This is a genomic window from Mycolicibacterium aromaticivorans JS19b1 = JCM 16368, assembly GCF_000559085.1.
GTDB lineage: Bacteria > Actinomycetota > Actinomycetes > Mycobacteriales > Mycobacteriaceae > Mycobacterium > Mycobacterium aromaticivorans.
On the sequence record NZ_JALN02000001.1, the window covers coordinates 276,892 to 291,926 of the forward strand.

At 68.8% G+C, this 15,035-nt stretch carries 17 protein-coding genes; 8 read left to right on the forward strand and 9 right to left on the reverse strand.

Annotation, left to right across the window (positions count from 1 at the left end):
• Genes Y900_RS01300 through Y900_RS32665 form a run of 5 tightly spaced genes read left to right on the forward strand, consistent with a single transcriptional unit; the run spans position 1 to position 4,156 of the window.
• Positions 1-864, forward strand: a complete 864-nt coding sequence (locus tag Y900_RS01300; protein WP_036338093.1) for a DUF58 domain-containing protein — start codon at positions 1-3, stop codon at positions 862-864.
• Positions 854-1,327: a hypothetical protein gene (locus Y900_RS01305; RefSeq protein WP_036338096.1), complete on the forward strand. Its 474-nt coding sequence runs from the start codon at positions 854-856 to the stop codon at positions 1,325-1,327. Before Y900_RS01300 ends, Y900_RS01305 begins: the two co-directional genes overlap by 11 nt.
• Positions 1,318-2,316 carry a vWA domain-containing protein gene (locus Y900_RS01310; RefSeq protein ID WP_036338099.1) on the forward strand — a complete coding sequence of 333 codons (999 nt, stop codon included), beginning with the start codon at positions 1,318-1,320 and terminating at the stop codon, positions 2,314-2,316. Before Y900_RS01305 ends, Y900_RS01310 begins: the two co-directional genes overlap by 10 nt.
• The gene (locus tag Y900_RS01315; RefSeq protein WP_036338102.1) at positions 2,313-3,362 is read left to right on the forward strand and encodes a vWA domain-containing protein; all 1,050 of its coding nucleotides are present in this window, start codon (positions 2,313-2,315) and stop codon (positions 3,360-3,362) included. The genes Y900_RS01310 and Y900_RS01315 overlap by 4 nt, the downstream gene beginning before the upstream one ends.
• Positions 3,359-4,156, forward strand: a complete 798-nt coding sequence (locus Y900_RS32665) for a hypothetical protein (protein ID WP_036338105.1) — start codon at positions 3,359-3,361, stop codon at positions 4,154-4,156. Before Y900_RS01315 ends, Y900_RS32665 begins: the two co-directional genes overlap by 4 nt.
• A 9-nt stretch (positions 4,157-4,165) precedes the next feature.
• On the opposite strand, the gene Y900_RS01325 is transcribed toward Y900_RS32665, so the two are convergent.
• The 7 genes from Y900_RS01325 to Y900_RS01355 form a co-directional block, all read right to left on the reverse strand.
• Positions 4,166-4,855 (reverse strand): class I SAM-dependent methyltransferase, encoded by a 690-nt coding sequence (locus Y900_RS01325; protein ID WP_036338108.1) that lies wholly within the window; start codon positions 4,853-4,855, stop codon positions 4,166-4,168.
• A 109-nt stretch (positions 4,856-4,964) separates the two neighbouring features.
• Complete coding sequence (locus tag Y900_RS01330) at positions 4,965-5,393, reverse strand: prepilin peptidase (protein WP_036338111.1); 429 nt, start codon at positions 5,391-5,393, stop codon at positions 4,965-4,967.
• A 9-nt stretch (positions 5,394-5,402) separates the two neighbouring features.
• A complete protein-coding gene (locus Y900_RS01335) occupies positions 5,403-6,203 on the reverse strand; it encodes a shikimate dehydrogenase (RefSeq protein ID WP_036338114.1) in 801 nt (266 codons plus the stop codon).
• The gene (locus tag Y900_RS01340) at positions 6,203-7,432 is read right to left on the reverse strand and encodes an endolytic transglycosylase MltG (RefSeq protein WP_036338116.1); all 1,230 of its coding nucleotides are present in this window, start codon (positions 7,430-7,432) and stop codon (positions 6,203-6,205) included. Before Y900_RS01340 ends, Y900_RS01335 begins: the two co-directional genes overlap by 1 nt.
• A complete protein-coding gene (ruvX, locus tag Y900_RS01345; RefSeq protein ID WP_051659816.1) occupies positions 7,425-7,958 on the reverse strand; it encodes a Holliday junction resolvase RuvX in 534 nt (177 codons plus the stop codon). The genes Y900_RS01340 and ruvX overlap by 8 nt, the downstream gene beginning before the upstream one ends.
• Positions 7,959-7,963: 5 nt before the next feature.
• Positions 7,964-10,663 carry an alanine--tRNA ligase gene (alaS, locus tag Y900_RS01350; RefSeq protein ID WP_036338117.1) on the reverse strand — a complete coding sequence of 900 codons (2,700 nt, stop codon included), beginning with the start codon at positions 10,661-10,663 and terminating at the stop codon, positions 7,964-7,966.
• Positions 10,664-10,734: 71 nt separating this feature from the next.
• Complete coding sequence (locus Y900_RS01355; protein ID WP_036338118.1) at positions 10,735-11,136, reverse strand: secondary thiamine-phosphate synthase enzyme YjbQ; 402 nt, start codon at positions 11,134-11,136, stop codon at positions 10,735-10,737.
• A 116-nt stretch (positions 11,137-11,252) separates the two neighbouring features.
• Between Y900_RS01355 and Y900_RS01360 the strand changes: the two genes are divergently transcribed.
• Both Y900_RS01360 and Y900_RS01365 read left to right on the forward strand, forming a co-directional pair.
• Positions 11,253-11,873 (forward strand): antibiotic biosynthesis monooxygenase, encoded by a 621-nt coding sequence (locus Y900_RS01360; protein WP_036338120.1) that lies wholly within the window; start codon positions 11,253-11,255, stop codon positions 11,871-11,873.
• A gap of 68 nt (positions 11,874-11,941) precedes the next feature.
• The gene (locus Y900_RS01365; RefSeq protein WP_051659817.1) at positions 11,942-12,595 is read left to right on the forward strand and encodes a hypothetical protein; all 654 of its coding nucleotides are present in this window, start codon (positions 11,942-11,944) and stop codon (positions 12,593-12,595) included.
• A 7-nt stretch (positions 12,596-12,602) separates the two neighbouring features.
• Here Y900_RS01365 and Y900_RS01370 read toward each other — a convergent pair whose 3' ends face one another.
• Positions 12,603-13,931 (reverse strand): replication-associated recombination protein A, encoded by a 1,329-nt coding sequence (locus Y900_RS01370; protein ID WP_036338123.1) that lies wholly within the window; start codon positions 13,929-13,931, stop codon positions 12,603-12,605.
• Between the two features lie 35 nt (positions 13,932-13,966).
• On the opposite strand from Y900_RS01370, the gene Y900_RS32930 reads away from it, so the two are divergent.
• Positions 13,967-14,392, forward strand: coding sequence for a DMT family transporter (locus Y900_RS32930; protein WP_237752469.1), 426 nt, complete (start codon positions 13,967-13,969; stop codon positions 14,390-14,392).
• Here Y900_RS32930 and Y900_RS01380 read toward each other — a convergent pair.
• Positions 14,369-15,028, reverse strand: coding sequence for a TetR/AcrR family transcriptional regulator (locus Y900_RS01380; RefSeq protein WP_051659818.1), 660 nt, complete (start codon positions 15,026-15,028; stop codon positions 14,369-14,371). The genes Y900_RS32930 and Y900_RS01380 overlap by 24 nt on opposite strands.
• Between the last annotated feature and the right edge of the window lie 7 nt (positions 15,029-15,035).

The window sequence follows — 15,035 nt, forward strand, 5'->3', positions numbered from 1 at the left end:
ATGGGCCAGCATCTCAACCGGGCCAAGCGGTTCTTCGGCACCGACACCCGCGGCCTCCTGGAAGGCGGCCGCTACGCGCTGCTGCACACCCGCAGCATGGAGTTCGACGACCTGCGCCCGTACGTGCCGGGCGATGACGTCCGCGACATCGACTGGAGGGCCACCGCGCGATCGGGCACGGTGCTGATCAAGCGCTTCGTGTCCGAGAAGCATCACAAGATCCTGCTGGTTGCCGACGCGGGCCGGAACATGACCGCACTGGCTGCCGGTGGTGAGACCAAACGCGATGTGGCCGAGGCGATCCTGGGCGCGTTCGGGTTGATCACGCTGGGCCGCTCGGACGAGATCGGGATGGTGTACGGGGACGCAAGGGGCTGTGTGAGCATCCGGGCCGGCCGCGGCGAGACGCATATCGAAAGCATGCTCGACCACTTCTACCGGCACACCGCGACAAGCCCGGCACCGAGCAGTATCGAGGACCAATTACGCTATGTGGCAACGCATTACCGCCGCCGAATGCTAGTGGTCGTGGTGTCCGACGAACCTGATGTGACCCTGGGCCTCGACGAGGTCACCGCCCGACTGGCGGCCCGCCACGATGTGCTGTGGGCTTTTGTATCGGATATGCCCGCAGTCAGCGGTGACAGCGACGGCTATGACGTCGCCACCGGCGCGGTGGTGCCCAGCCGGACCCGGTTGGGTCGGCGGGTCGAGGTCGCGTACCGGCGCGCCGAACAGCGGCGGCGGGCGCGGCTCGAGGCGTTCCTGACCACCCACGCGATCCCGTTCACCGCGATCGGACGCCGTGACGAGATCCGGCCGCGACTGACCGCGATGGCGGAGGTGTTCGCCCGTGCCGGGTGACCTGTTGCGCTTCGTCGGCGGTCCTACCCCGTACTCGTCTTGGTGGCTCTGGCTCGCAATCATCCTCCTCGTGGTCGTGATCGTCTGGTATGCAGCGGTTTTCGTGGTGACTCTGCCCAGCGACCGGCTGCGCGAGCTGCCCGCGTTCGGCGATCTGCATGCCCGGCTGACGCGGCGGCGCTTCGCAGGCGGCATCCGCCGCATCATCGAATCGCGGCGCCGCGGCGAGTTGTCCGATGCGCAGGCCTACGACCAGATGAGCCACACCGTGCGCAGCTTCCTGCATCAGGCGACCGGGGTGCGGGCGCAGTATCTGCACGTCAATGAGATCGCGGCGGGGACGCTGTCGCCGGCCGCCCCGCTGATCGCGGCGTTACGCGACGCGCGGTTCGACGCCGGTACCGACGCCGACCCCGACCGATTGGGCGCGCAGGCCGAGGAGTTGATCCGCTCGTGGACCTGAGGTGGTGGCCGATCGCCCTGACCGCGGTGGCCTGCCTGGCCGTGTGCGTGGCGCTCGCCCTGACCCTACCGACGGCGAAAGCCGACCGGACGCTGCGGCCGCTGGCCCATGTCGACCGGCTGACCGCCCTGCCCGAGTACGCGCGGATCCGGCGGCGCGAAACCGTGCTGGCGGCAACGACGATCGCGCTACTGGTGGTCGTGTTCCTGACCGCCGCGGTGACCGCGGCGCGGCCGTCGGGATCCGGGCGGGAGTTCGACGCGCTGCATCCCGAGGACGTGATGTTGTGTGTCGCAGCGCCGGTCACCGACGGCACCACCACGCAGTTCCTCAATCACTTCGCCCGGCAGGCAACGACCTTCGACGTCCAGCGGATCGGCTTGACCTCCCCGACTGTGCGGGTGCTGCCGCTGACCCGCGACTACCAGTACGCCGCCCAGCGCCTCGGCGACTACGGCGCGCCGACTCCGCAGCAGGCCGCGCAGTTCACCAGGTCGGTGAATTACACCGACTATGCGCCCAACCTGCGCGACACCCTCGCACTGTGCATGACGGGCTTCGGCACCGAACCCACCACTCACCGCCGGTCACTGATCTATCTGGGACCCAGCACATTCGGTCCCGGTGGCGGACGCACACTGTTCAGCGAGCAACAGGTGGCCGACATGGCGGACAAGGCGGGCATTCAGGTGAACGCCATATCCCGAGTGGACGTCAGCGATGCCGCCCAGCGCGGTGACACCGAGCTCAACGCACTCGCCGAACGCACCGGCGGCCGGTTCTTCCGCTATCACGCCGCTGGCCCGGGCGGATCGGACCCCACCCTGCCCGATGATCTGCAGGCGATCGCCGCCCACCCGGCACCGGTGGTACTGCCCGGCGGCGCACGGCTCAGCGGACAACTGCCCGACCAGCCCGGCCCGCTGCTCATCACCGGGTTGGCGGCCGCCGCCCTGCTGGGCGTGGCCTTGGTGGTGGCGCGCCGATGACCGTACATCCCGTGCTGCCGATCGCCGTACTGCTGGTGCTGGCCGCACTCATCGTCGGCGCCCGGGCCGTCACCCTGTCGACGGTCCTGGCGCACCCCGGTAACCGTCGCCGAGCAGTGCTGTTGCGCTGGGGAGCAACGACTTCGGCGATGCTATTGCTGATCGTCGCGGCCGCGCGTCCCGGCATCGAGTCGCCCGCTCAGCCCCGACCCGATCGGGACGCGGCCGCCGTCAGCCAGGGTGCCAACACCAACGTGTTCTTCGTCGTCGACCGGTCCGTGGACTCACGGGTCTCCGACTACGGCGGGGCCACGCGGATGTCCGGCATCCGCACCGATATGGCGGCGATCGTCGACACCTACCCGAAGGCGCGGTTCGCGATGATCGGATTCGCGTCGGACCCGGAAATCGACTGGCCGCTGTCCGAAGACGTCTGGAGTCTCACGGCGGCGATCGCGGGGCTCTCCCCGTACGTCAGCGTGCCCCCGGACGCCTCCGCTCAGGTGAACGCCGGGGCGGCGGCCAATCTGCTTCGCTACCAACTCATTCAGGCCGCCCAGCAATACCCCGGCGCGCGGAACCTGGTGTTCTACCTCGGCGAGGGCGCCGGCGCGTCGACGGCACCGCAGGGCAGTTTCGACGGCGGCGACCGGGTGTCCGGCGGCGCGGTGTTCGGCTACGGCACCGCGGCGGGCGGCCCGATTCCGGGCGCCTACGTCGACGGCGCGATGACGTATCTGTCTGATGCCCGCTCCGGCGGACCGGCGATCTCCACTCTCGACGAGAGCCGATTACGCCGTGTCGCAGACGAACTCGGTGTGCAGTACGTACATCGGGATCCGGCTCAGCCGGTGACGCGCGCGTTGCCTGCGCTGCGGCCGGACGGCGGCACCGAGGCCGCGTCGTTGGCGTCCACCCCGATTCCCGATCGCATCGAGCTGTACTGGTTGTTCGCGGTGCTAGCCGCCGTTCTGCTGCTGCCCGAGATCTATCTGACGATGCGGGAGTTCTGGCGACACCGCACATCACGGCGGGAGGCGCGGTGACGGCCGGCCGATTGCGGTTGCGCCGGCGACTGCTGCTGTGGTCCGCGCCGGTGGTGCTGCTGGCGGTGGTGGCGGCGATCAAGGCGATGTCGGTTGTGGTGGTGGGCGACTCGGCGGTATCGCACTTCCACCGGGGCGACGGTGCGGCGATGCAGGCGGACGCCTCGAAGCTGGGCGCGCTCAATGTGATCGAGCCTGCGAAGGCGCCGTTCACCCGTGGTTCCGCGGCCGTCCTGGAGGGCCGCCTCGCCGACGCCGACACCGAGTTCTCGCGTGCGCTGGCCGACGGGCAGTCCTGCCCGGTGCGCGTCAACCTGGAGCTGGTGCGCGAGACGCAGGGTGACGTCGCGGCGGCTGCCGGCCGGACCGCTGCGGCCGCGGAACGCTATCGCAGCGCGCTGGAGGTCGTCACCGAGGCACCCCCGGGCTGCTTCGCCGGCAACGACGATCCGCAGCCCGACCGGCGCACGGTCCGCGCGGAAGCAGACGCCCGACTCACGGCGAAAATTGGCGCACTGGAATCTGTTCCACCACCCCCACCACCCGAGCCGGATGCCGCACCGCCGCCACCTCCGCCTCCGCCGCCACCAGTCGGTGCGGCGCAGGCAGACTCCGACGCACCGCCACCGGCGCTGGGGCCGTCGGGCCAGGGGCTGTCCGATATCGCACCCGACCGGCTGCCCAGTCCCGGAGCCCCGCCGTCGGCGCCACACCAACTGGGTGGCGGCGACCCGCTGGACCGGCTGCGCCAGCTGCTCACCGACGCCGCGTCGTCGGGCAGCGACGCGGGCTGACTCGTCGGTTCAGGCGATACCGGACCCGGACTTCCTCGCGTGCAGCAGATATCCCGGAAACTGCAGCCGTCCGAGTGAATCTCGCTCGAACGGCAGCACCACATCTGGAAGTCCCGGCAGCGCATCAACTTTCGCAAGGATCGGCGTAGGCCGAATGAAGTCGATATCGAAGTAGCGCCCGACCGCGGCGTGTAGTTCGTAGGCGTCGACTTCGTTCGGCTTGGACACCATCTCAGCGGGATAGGCGCCCTTGGCGAACACCAGGATGTAATAGTCGGCACCCACGGCAGCGGCACGATGCACCGACTTCAGGTACGCGTCGCGTTTGTCGATCGGGAGTGCATGGAACAACGTGCAGTCGACGACACTGGAGAAACGTCCGTCGTGACCAGCGAAGGTGGTGATGTCGGCCTGTTCGAATGTCGCATTGGACAGGCCCCTCTGGACCGCCGACCGCCGAGCCCACGCCACGGCCGTGTCGGATAGCTCCACACCCAGCACAGTGCAGTTGGCCGCAGCCAAGGCCAGGGACACCTCGCCGCGTCCGCAGCCGGCGTCGAGCACGTCGCTGCGGAGCGCGCCGGCCCGGATGAGGTCGGCGATCACGGGCTGTGGCTCACCGATGTTCCACGGCGGCGGCCCGTCGAAGAACCCGTCTTCCCGGTAGGCGCCGTCCCAGTCCATTGCATCGATCGTCATGCGCTCCACGGTAATACCGGATTTCCGCAGCTAGAGCAGGGTTTTTGTGTGGACCTTCTCACGTTGTGAAGCTGGGCAGCACCTGCTCGGAGCTGGCGGGGAGTCTGCGTCAGAACACCACCAGTGCCGCCGCGGCCAGGCTCGCCAGACACATCGAAGGACCGTGCGGCACGCTCGCGGTTCGGTCCCGCATCGCGACCGCGACTGCCACGACCGCTGTCAGCACCGGAGCGCCCAGCGTCGCCAGCAGCCATACGTCGAAACCGAAAGCGCCCGTCAGTCCCCCGACACCCAGCGCCAGCTTCACATCACCCGCACCCAATCCGTCCGGAACTACAAGGTGGACAACAAGATAGAGCGCAGCCAACGCCAATGCGCCTGCCAGCGCGGGCAATCCACGACCACACGCCAGAGCACCGAAGAAGGCCGCGGCCGCTCCGGGCAGCGTCAGGGAGTTCGGCAGTCGCCGCTGGCGCACGTCGAACACCGTCAACGCCACTGCCCACAGCAACACGATCCCGAACACCGCAGGGCCCATGAGCGGACGTTAGCCCAGTGCGGCCGCCATCTGCTCTCGCGGCGCCGGCCGGCCTGTGAATTGTTCGACCTGACTGAACGCCTGGTTCAGCAGCATCTGCACACCGCTGATCACGTCGCCACCGCTGTCCTGCACGGCCGCGGCCAGCGGGGTGGGCCACGGATCGTAGATCGCGTCCAGCAATACCGGCACGCCGGCGAAGACCCCGGCATAGGCGGCCGCGGCGTCGGCGGGGATTGTGCTCACCAGAACATCGGCGGTAGCCACCACTGCCGGCAGCCCGGCATCGGTCAGGTCGCAGAACTCCGCGGTGACCTCGACCGCCCGGCCCAGATCCAGCAGCCGGGCCGCCTTGTCACGATTGCGGGCGACCACGGTGACCTCGGTGACGCCGAGGTCGACCAGCGCCACCACCGCCGCGGGCGCGGTGCCGCCCGAGCCCAGCACGATGGCCCGCCGCAGATGCCGGACGTGCCCCAACGCACCGGCGACCCCGTCGATATCGGTGTTGTCGGCGCGCCAGCCGCGACCGGTGTGCACCAGAGTGTTGGCCGAGCCGACCAGATCCGCGCGTTCGGTGCGCTCGTCGGCGACCGCGAGCGCGGCGAACTTACCCGGCATCGTCACCGACAGCCCGACCCATTCCGGACCGAAACTCCGTACCAGGCTTGGCAATTCGGCGGCCGTACATTCGATGCGCTCGTAGGTCCAGTCGGTCAGGCCCAGCGCGCGGTAGGCGGCCAGGTGCAACAGAGGCGACTTGGAATGCGCGACCGGCGAACCGAGAACCGCCGCCTTACGCGCTGCCACTAGCGCGCCGAGTCGAGCACGCCGTTGCGTCGTGCCAGCTCGATGTTCGTCAGGTGCTGCTGGTAATCCCGGGTGAACAGCGTGGTGCCCTCGGTATCGACGGTGACGAAGTAGAGCCAGTCCCCGGGCTCGGGGCGCTCGGCCGCCGCCAGCGCGTCCTGGCCGGGTGAGCAGATCGGGGTGGCCGGCAGGCCTTCCATGGCGTAGGTGTTCCACGGCGTGAGCTGCGCACGGTCGCCGTCGGTGGTGGCGACTTCCTGGCGGTCCAGCGGATAGTTCACCGTCGAATCGAATTCCAGCTTCTGCGGCACACCCAGCCGGTTGTAGATCACCCGGGCGACCTTGGCGAAATCATTGGGCTTGGCCTCGCGCTGCACCAGTGAGCCGACGATCAGGATCTGATACGGCGACAGGCGCATCGCCGCCGCGGTGTCCAGCAGCCCCACGGCGACGTAGTGGTCGGCGCTCTGCCCGACCAGCTTGGCCAGGATCTCCTGCGGGGACGCCGACGGATCGACGTTCCAGGTGCCGGGGGCGATCAGCCCCTCCAGCCGGCGGTGGTTCTTGCCCAGCGCGGTCACCGGCTGTGCCGCCCATTGCGGCACGTTCAACGCCGTCGCCGGCGCCTGCTCGGCCGCACGGCGCAAATCCTCGGCGGCAACGCACTTCTGCTGACCGTTCGCCGGGATGCAGGTGGACTTCGAGATCAGGGTGAAGATGCCGTCGGTGACCTTCCCCGACCCGACCTCCGCGATGTCGTCGAGTTGCCGGCCCTCGGGGATCACCAGCTTGCCCACCCGATTCTTCGGGTCCGCCAGCCGATCCACCGCCGCCGACGCCGACATCTCGGTTCGCACCGCGTAAAAGCCCGGCTGAATCGCGGCGATCGAGGCGTTGTTCTTGGCCGCGTCGACGAATCCCTTGATGTTGGAGATGACGTTCTTGTCGCGCAGCGTCTGACCGATCTGGGTGGTGGAGTCACCGTCGTGTACCTGGATGACGACGTCGTCCTTGCCCTCGCCGGAATAGCCGCTGTCCCCACCGAAGAGCTTGCCGCCCAAGTACACCGCCGCCACCACGACCAGCACCATCAGTGCGGCCGCCACAGCGCCGATCATCCTGCGCCGCTTACGGTTTCGCTTGGCGCGGGCACGCTCGAGGCGGCTCAGCTTGTGCCGGGGCCGGCCGACCGCCACCGGACCGGACCGGTCGTCATAACCGTCAGACATCGTCGCTCCCGGCGCTCGTCGTTTCCCGGGTCGCTTCGCTCTGCCCCTCAGAGGCGTTCCGGCGCTGGTCGAGCCAGCCCTGCAGGATCCCCACCGCGGCCGCCTGGTCGATGACGCCGCGTTGAGCCTTGGCGCGCACGCCGGCCTCCCGCAGCGACCGCTGGGCGACCACCGTCGTCAATCGTTCGTCGGCCAGCCGGACCGGCACCGGCGCGATCCGCTCGGTCAGCGCGTCGGCCACCTCGACCGCGTCCTGAGCCGACGTCCCGGCCCGATCTGCCAGCGTGCGCGGTAATCCGACCACCACCTCGACGACGTCGTGTTCGGCAACCAATGCGCTCAGCCGGCGCAGGTGCTTGCCGGTCCGCTCGCGGCGCACCGTTTCGACCGGAGTGGCAAGGATGCCGTCGGGGTCGCTGACCGCCACCCCGATGCGCACCGTGCCCACGTCGATGCCGAGCCGCCGCCCTCGCCCGGGATCGTCTGCGCCGGGCCGGTCAGGCACGCGGTTCTGCGCGGAGAGCACTGACGCTAGCTCCGCGCGATCTCTGCGCGAACCGCCCCCAGTGCCGCATCGATTCCGGCGGGGTTCTTGCCGGATCCCTGCGCCAGATCAGCCTTGCCGCCGCCCCGCCCGTCGACAGCCGAAGAAATCTGCTTGATGAGTTCGTCGGCGCGCAGCCCGGCGTCCTGTGCGGCCGGATTGGTCGCGACAACAAAAGGAACAGTGCTTACTCCGTCTGTTTCGGGACCTTCGCTGATGAGCACCACGACCCCGGGGTCGGAGCCCAGCTTGCCGCGGATGTCGCCAACCAGGGAGCGCAGATCACCGGCGTTCATCCCGGCCGACATGCGCTGCGCCACAAGACGGACCTTACCCACCTGCTCGGCACCAGCAGCGGCGTTCGCCGCGGCAGCGCGCGCGGTGGCCAGCCGAACCCGATCGAGTTCCTTCTCGGCGACCCTGAGCTTCTCGACGAGGCTTGCCACCCGGGCCGGCACCTCATCGGAGGGCACCTTGAGCGACGACGCCAGACCGGCCATCAGCGCGCGTTCCTTGGCGAGGTGGCGGAACGAGTCCAGGCCGACGTAGGCCTCGACGCGGCGCACACCGGAGCCCACCGACGACTCGCCCAGGATCGTGACCGGACCGATCTGCGCCGAGTTGTGCACGTGGGTGCCGCCGCAGAGTTCCAGCGAGAACGGCCCGCCGATCTCGACCACCCGGACCTCGTCGGGATAGGACTCGCCGAACATCGCCATGGCGCCCATCGCCTTGGCTTTCTCCAGCTTCTCGTTGAAGGTGTGCACCTCGAAGTCGGCTTGCACGGCCTCGTTGGCGACCTCTTCGACCTGCGCGCGCTGCTCATCGCTCAATGCGCCCTGGTAGTTGAAGTCGAACCGCAGATAGCCCGGGCGGTTCAGCGAACCGGCCTGAACGGCGTTGGGGCCCAACACCTGTCGCAGTGCGGCGTGCACCATGTGCGTGCCGGAATGACCCTGGGTGGCCCCGCGCCGCCACTCCGGGTCGACCGCCGCGGTGACGGTGTCGCCCTCGACGAATTCGCCGGACTCGACGTTGATCCGGTGCACCCACAGGGTTTTGGCGATCTTCTGCACATCGGTGACCGCGGCCTTGGCCGCACCGCTGCCACTGATCGAGCCGACGTCGGCGATCTGTCCACCGGACTCGGCGTAGAGCGGGGTGCGGTCCAGCACGATCTCAATGCGCTCGGCAGCCTGCTCGCGACCGCCGTGGGCAACCACCGGCACCCGCTTGCCGTCGACGAAGATGCCGAGAATCCTTGCCTCCGATGTCAATTCGTCGAACCCGGTGAACTCCGTCGGCCCGGCGTCGACCAGCTCGCGGAACGCCGACAGGTCGGCGTGGGCGTGCTTGCGGGCCGCGGCGTCGGCCTTGGCGCGACGGCGTTGCTCGGCCATCAGCTCACGGAAGCCGAGCTCGTCGACGCTGAGGTCCGCCTCGGCCGCCATCTCCAACGTGAGCTCGATCGGGAAGCCGTAAGTGTCGTGCAGCGCGAACGCCTCCGAGCCGCCCAGCACGGTTTTGCCTGCCGACTTCGTTGCGGCGGCAGCCTCCTCGAACAGCTTCGACCCCGACGCAAGCGTCCGATTGAACGCGGTTTCCTCGGCGACCGCGATGCGCTGGATCCGGTCGAAATCGCTGACCAGTTCCGGATAGGACGGCCCCATCGCGTCGCGCACAGTGAGCATCAGCTCCGCCATGATCGGCTGCTCGACGCCCAACAGTTTCGCGGCGCGGATGATGCGCCGCAGCAGCCGGCGCAGCACGTACCCGCGGCCCTCGTTGCCGGGGGTTACCCCGTCGGCGATGATGATCGCCGACGTGCGGCTGTGGTCGGCGATCACCCGGTAGCGGACGTCGTCGTCGTGCGAGCCCTGGCCGTAGCCGCGGGGCGCGAGCGCCGCTGCAGCGTCAATTACCGGCCTTAGCAGGTCCGTCTCGTACACGTTGTCGACGTCCTGCAGCAGGCAGGCGATCCGCTCGACACCCATGCCGGTGTCGATGTTCTTGCGGGGCAACGGCCCGAGGATCTCGAAGTCGTCCTTGGACGTGCCCTCACCGCGCTCGTTCTGCATGAACACGAGATTCCAGATCTCGATGTAGCGGTTCTCGTCGGCTTCCGGACCGCCTTCGACGCCGTACGCCGGCCCCCGGTCGTAGTAGATCTCCGAGCACGGCCCGCACGGGCCGGGGATGCCCATCGACCAGTAGTTGTCGGCCATGCCGCGGCGCTGGATCCGCTCGGCCGGCAGACCGGCCACCTCCTGCCAGAGCTGCTCGGCTTCGTCGTCGTCGTAGAAGACCGTCGCCCACAGCCGTTCCGGGTCGAACCCGTAGCCGCCCTGCTCGACCGGCTTGGTCAGCAAGGTCCACGCCAGCTCGATCGCGCGGCGCTTGAAGTAGTCGCCGAACGAGAAGTTGCCCGCCATCTGGAAGAAGGTGTTGTGCCGGGTGGTGATGCCCACCTCGTCGATGTCGGGGGTACGGATGCACTTCTGGATGCTGGTGGCCGTCGGATACGGCGGAGTGCGCTGCCCGAGGAAGAACGGCACGAACTGCACCATGCCCGCATTGACGAACAACAGGTTCGGGTCGTCGAGGATCACCGAGGCGCTCGGTACCTCGGTGTGGCCTGCTTGCACGAAGTGATCCAGGAATCGCTTCCTGATCTCGTGTGTCTGCACTGGGTTTCCTTGCGTTCGGGGTGCGGCTCGACGGACGCTTCGACCGCACCACATTACCGGGCGCCTTCGGGTCAGCCGCTGACGAAGCTCAGCCGGACCGATCGTCGCGGATTGTCCTGGTTCAGGTCGACCAGCACGATGCTCTGCCAGGTGCCCAGCAGCGGCGTGCCGTCGCCCACCGGAACGGTCACCGACGGCGCGACGATGGCCGGCAGCACATGATCGGCGCCGTGCCCCGGCGAACCGTGCGAGTGGCGGTAACGGTCGTCCCGCGGCAGCAGCCGTTCCAGGGTGTCGAGCAGATCGGAATCGGAGCCCGCCCCGGTCTCGATGACGGCGACGCCGGCGGTGGCATGCGGCACGAACACGTTGCACAGTCCGTCACCGCGGCCGCGGCAGAACGACCGCACCTCGTCGGTCAAGTCGACGATCCGGCGCCGCGAGCTGTCGATGTCAAGCACGTCGGTGTCCACGGTTTCCAGCCTAGGCGACCTCGTCGAAACCGTTGCCAGCTCATATCGAGGAGAGGAAGGTGAACAGTGCCGGTGGCGCCGCCGGGGCGCCACCCCCAGCCGAAGGGGGTGGAGGAGTGCACGCACGCTCTACCACGTTTGCCGCGCGCCCGGGATCCATCGATGCGGGCATCGCGGTCTTCCGCGACGAGGTGATGCCGGCGCTTCAGGGCATGACCGGATGTGTCGGCATGTCGCTTCTGACCGACCGCGAGTCGGGCCGCTGCATCGTTACCACCGCCTGGGACGATGACGCGGCCATGCACTCGAGCGCCGATGAGGTCCGGCTGTTTCGCGACCGGGCCGCCCGGGTGCTCGGAGCCACCCCAACGGTGGACGAATGGGAGATCGCGGCGGTGCATCGCGACCACCGCTCGGGTGCGGGTGCCTGTGTGCGGGCCACGTGGCTGCAGGCCAGACCCGACCAGTTCGACCAGGCCGTCGAGTTCTACAAGACGACGGTGCTCCCGGAGATCGAGCAGCTCGACGGCTTCTGCAGCACGAGCATGATGTGCGACCGATCCACCGGCCGCGCCGTGGTGTCGACCACGTATGACAGCCAGGACGCGATGGAACGCAGTCGCGACGCGGCACGGTCGCTGCGGACCGCACTGCTGCGCGATCTGGGTGCCGACCAGGTCGACGTCGGTGAGTTCGAGCTGGCGATCGCCCGGCTGCGGGTGCCGGAGCTGGCGTAGTCCGAGAGGACAACCCCGTGACTTAAGGCCCTGCCCCGGGTCTGTCGGACGGGGCAACGTTGTCGGCTATGAGCAAGCAGAGGCCGGTACTCGCCACGTGGATGGCGGCCGCCGGAATCGCCGCGGTCTACCGCTGGGTGCTGCGACCCACGATGTACGGGTGGGGCGCCACCGATTCGGAGGTCGCCGCCGAGCTGCCCGGCGACGACTTGGTGGAACCCGGCAGCGCACGCACCACCCGGGCGATCACCATCGACGCACCGGTCGAGGACGTCTGGCCGTGGCTGGTGCAGATCGGCGAGAACCGCGGCGGTTTCTACAGTTACGACGCGCTCGAGCGTCTGGTCGGGACCCGGATTCACAACGCCGACGTCGTACACCCGGAATGGCAGCAGCTCCAAGTCGGTGACACGGTGTGGCTGGCTCAACGCTACGGCCAGCGAGGCCGGCAGCTGGTCGCGGAGATCGTGCCCAACTCGCATCTCGTGCTGATGTCAGCGGCGGACTACGACCGGGTGCAGCGCGGTGAGAAGGCGTTCGGGTCGTGGGCGTTCTGTCTGCGGCCGCAGTCCGGGGTGACCCGGCTGCTGGTGCGCGGCAGCGGCGCCCCGGTCGGTCAATCAGCCTTCGACATCGTGCATTTCCTGATGGAACGCGGGATGCTGCGCGGGATTCGGGAACGGGCGCAGCGACCGGCCCGACCGGCACCGCTTCCGCACTGACTCCGTCTCAGCGCTTGCGCCGGATGATCGCGCGCAATTTGTCCAACCGGCTGCCGATCTCACGCTCAGCGCCGTGGTTCGTCGGCGTGTAGTAGTCGACGCCCACCACCTCGTCAGGCGGATACTGTTGCGGCACAACACCATCAGGGTCGTCGTGCGGGTACCGGTACCCGACCGCGTTACCGAGCTTGGCCGCCCCCGCGTAATGCCCGTCGCGCAGATGCGCCGGCACCAAACCGGCCTTGCCGCTGCGGATGTCGTTCATCGCGGCACCGAGCGCAGTGGTCACGGCATTGGATTTCGGCGCGGTGGCCAGGTGCACGGTCGCGTGCGCGAGCGTCAGCTGCGCCTCGGGCATGCCGATCAGCTGGACAGTCTGTGCGGCGGCGACCGCGGTCAGCAACGCCGTCGGGTCGGCCATCCCGATGTCCTCGCTGGCGAGGATCATCAGGCGGCGCGCCAGGAACCGGGGATCCTCCCCCGCCACCAGCATCCGCGCCAGATAGTGCAAAGCGGCGTCGACGTCCGAGCCGCGGATCGACTTGATGAACGCGCTGATCACGTCGTAGTGCTGATCGCCGTCGCGGTCGTAGCGCACCGCCGCCTTGTCCAGCGACTGCTCGATCACCTCGACGGTGACGTGCTCACCGGATTCGGCGGCGACCTCCAGCGCGGTCAGCGCCCGTCGGGCATCCCCGGCGGACAGCTGCACCACCAGGTCGACGGCGTCATCGTCGACGGTGACCGCGCCGTTCAGCCCCCGCGGGTCTTCGATGGCGCGCAGCACCACGGTGCGCACGTTGTCTGCGGTCAGCGGCTGCAGTTGCAGGATGAGCGAGCGCGACAGCAGCGGCGCGACCACCGAGAAAGACGGGTTCTCGGTGGTCGCGGCCACCAGCAGCACGATCCGGTTCTCCACCGCCGCGAGCAGGGCGTCCTGCTGGGTCTTGGAGAACCGGTGGACCTCGTCGATGAACAGCACGGTCTGCTCGCCGTAGGCCGCTGCCCGGCGGGCATTGTCGATGACGGCACGCACTTCCTTGACGCCGGCGCTCAGCGCGGAGAGAGCCTCGAACCGTCGCCCGGTGGCCTGGGACACCAGCGACGCGAGCGTGGTCTTGCCGGTGCCTGGCGGCCCGTAGAGGATCACCGATGCGGCGCCGGAGCCTTCGACCAGGCGGCGCAGGGGTGACCCCTGCCTAAGCAGGTTCTCCTGCCCGACGACCTCGTCCAGGCTGGCCGGGCGCATCCGGACGGCCAGCGGTGCCGACGTCGGCGCCGCCGAGCTGACCCGGGCGTCGGCGTCGCCGGGCACGTCGAACAGGCTGTCGGACACGCCCCCAGACTTACCACGTTCGCAATGTGGTCGTCGTGACTGCGCGCGGCTGGGCCCTGTTCGCCGCGATGAGCGTCATCTGGCGCATCGGCCCCAGGGACATCCCAGCGGCACCCGTATCTGTTGATCAGAGTGGCCGTCGACGAGGTGTCGGTGCCGGTCCTGGTGTTCACCCCGACGGCGGTCGGCGCGGTACAGCTCCGCACGCGTACGCGGCCATCGCGGCGCTGGCCGGTATCTGCACGGCATTGGCCTTCGTGGTGTTCTTCGCGCTGATCAAGGAGGTGGGAGCCACGAGCGCACTGCTGTTCGCCTACGTCAATCCGGCAGTCGCGCTGATCGCCGGAGTGCTGCTGCCGAGTGAGCCTTTGGCGTGGTTGCGCATCGCCGGGCTGATACTGATCCTTACGGGCTCGGTGCCGGCAAGCCGTACGACGTCAGAACACGTCGCCGACGAGTAGTCGGCAGGCCACGTCGACGTCGGCCAGCGCATCTTCGGGGCGCAGCGCACCGCCGACTGTCCAGGTGAGGATGCCGAAGGCGGCCTGCTGGACCAGCCGGGTGCGACGCAGATGTTCGGCGGTGGGGTTCTCGACGCCGGCGATATCGAGGATGAGCTCACGCAGCGTGGGATCGTCGGGAGCGTCCTCCTGTGCGCGGACGATCTGCGTGGACGTGATCATCGCATGCGCAAGGTGCTTGTGACGCAACAGATTTCGACAAGCGGCCACCATCAGCGCGGCAATGTCTCCGGCGGGGTCGCCACTGGGAGGCGGTGGCCGGAACTTGGACACCTGGGCGAACAGCACCGCGGCGAACACGTGGTGCTTGGAGGGGTAATAGCGGTAAAGGGTGCGCAGCGCCACTCCGGCGTCGGCGGCGATCTCCTGGGCTCCGATGCGGTCGATCTCTTTGGTCGCACCCAATCTGGCAGCGGCGGCGAGGATGGCACCGCGCCGGTTCTCCTGGTCATCGGTCGCCGGGCGGGCCGGCGCCCGGGGCTCTCCGATCCGCGGCACGTGACTCAGTATCGGGCATCGGCTACGCGCCCGCGCACTGGTACCGATCAGCGAGACGACCGTCACGGGTTTGGGCATGGCGCGT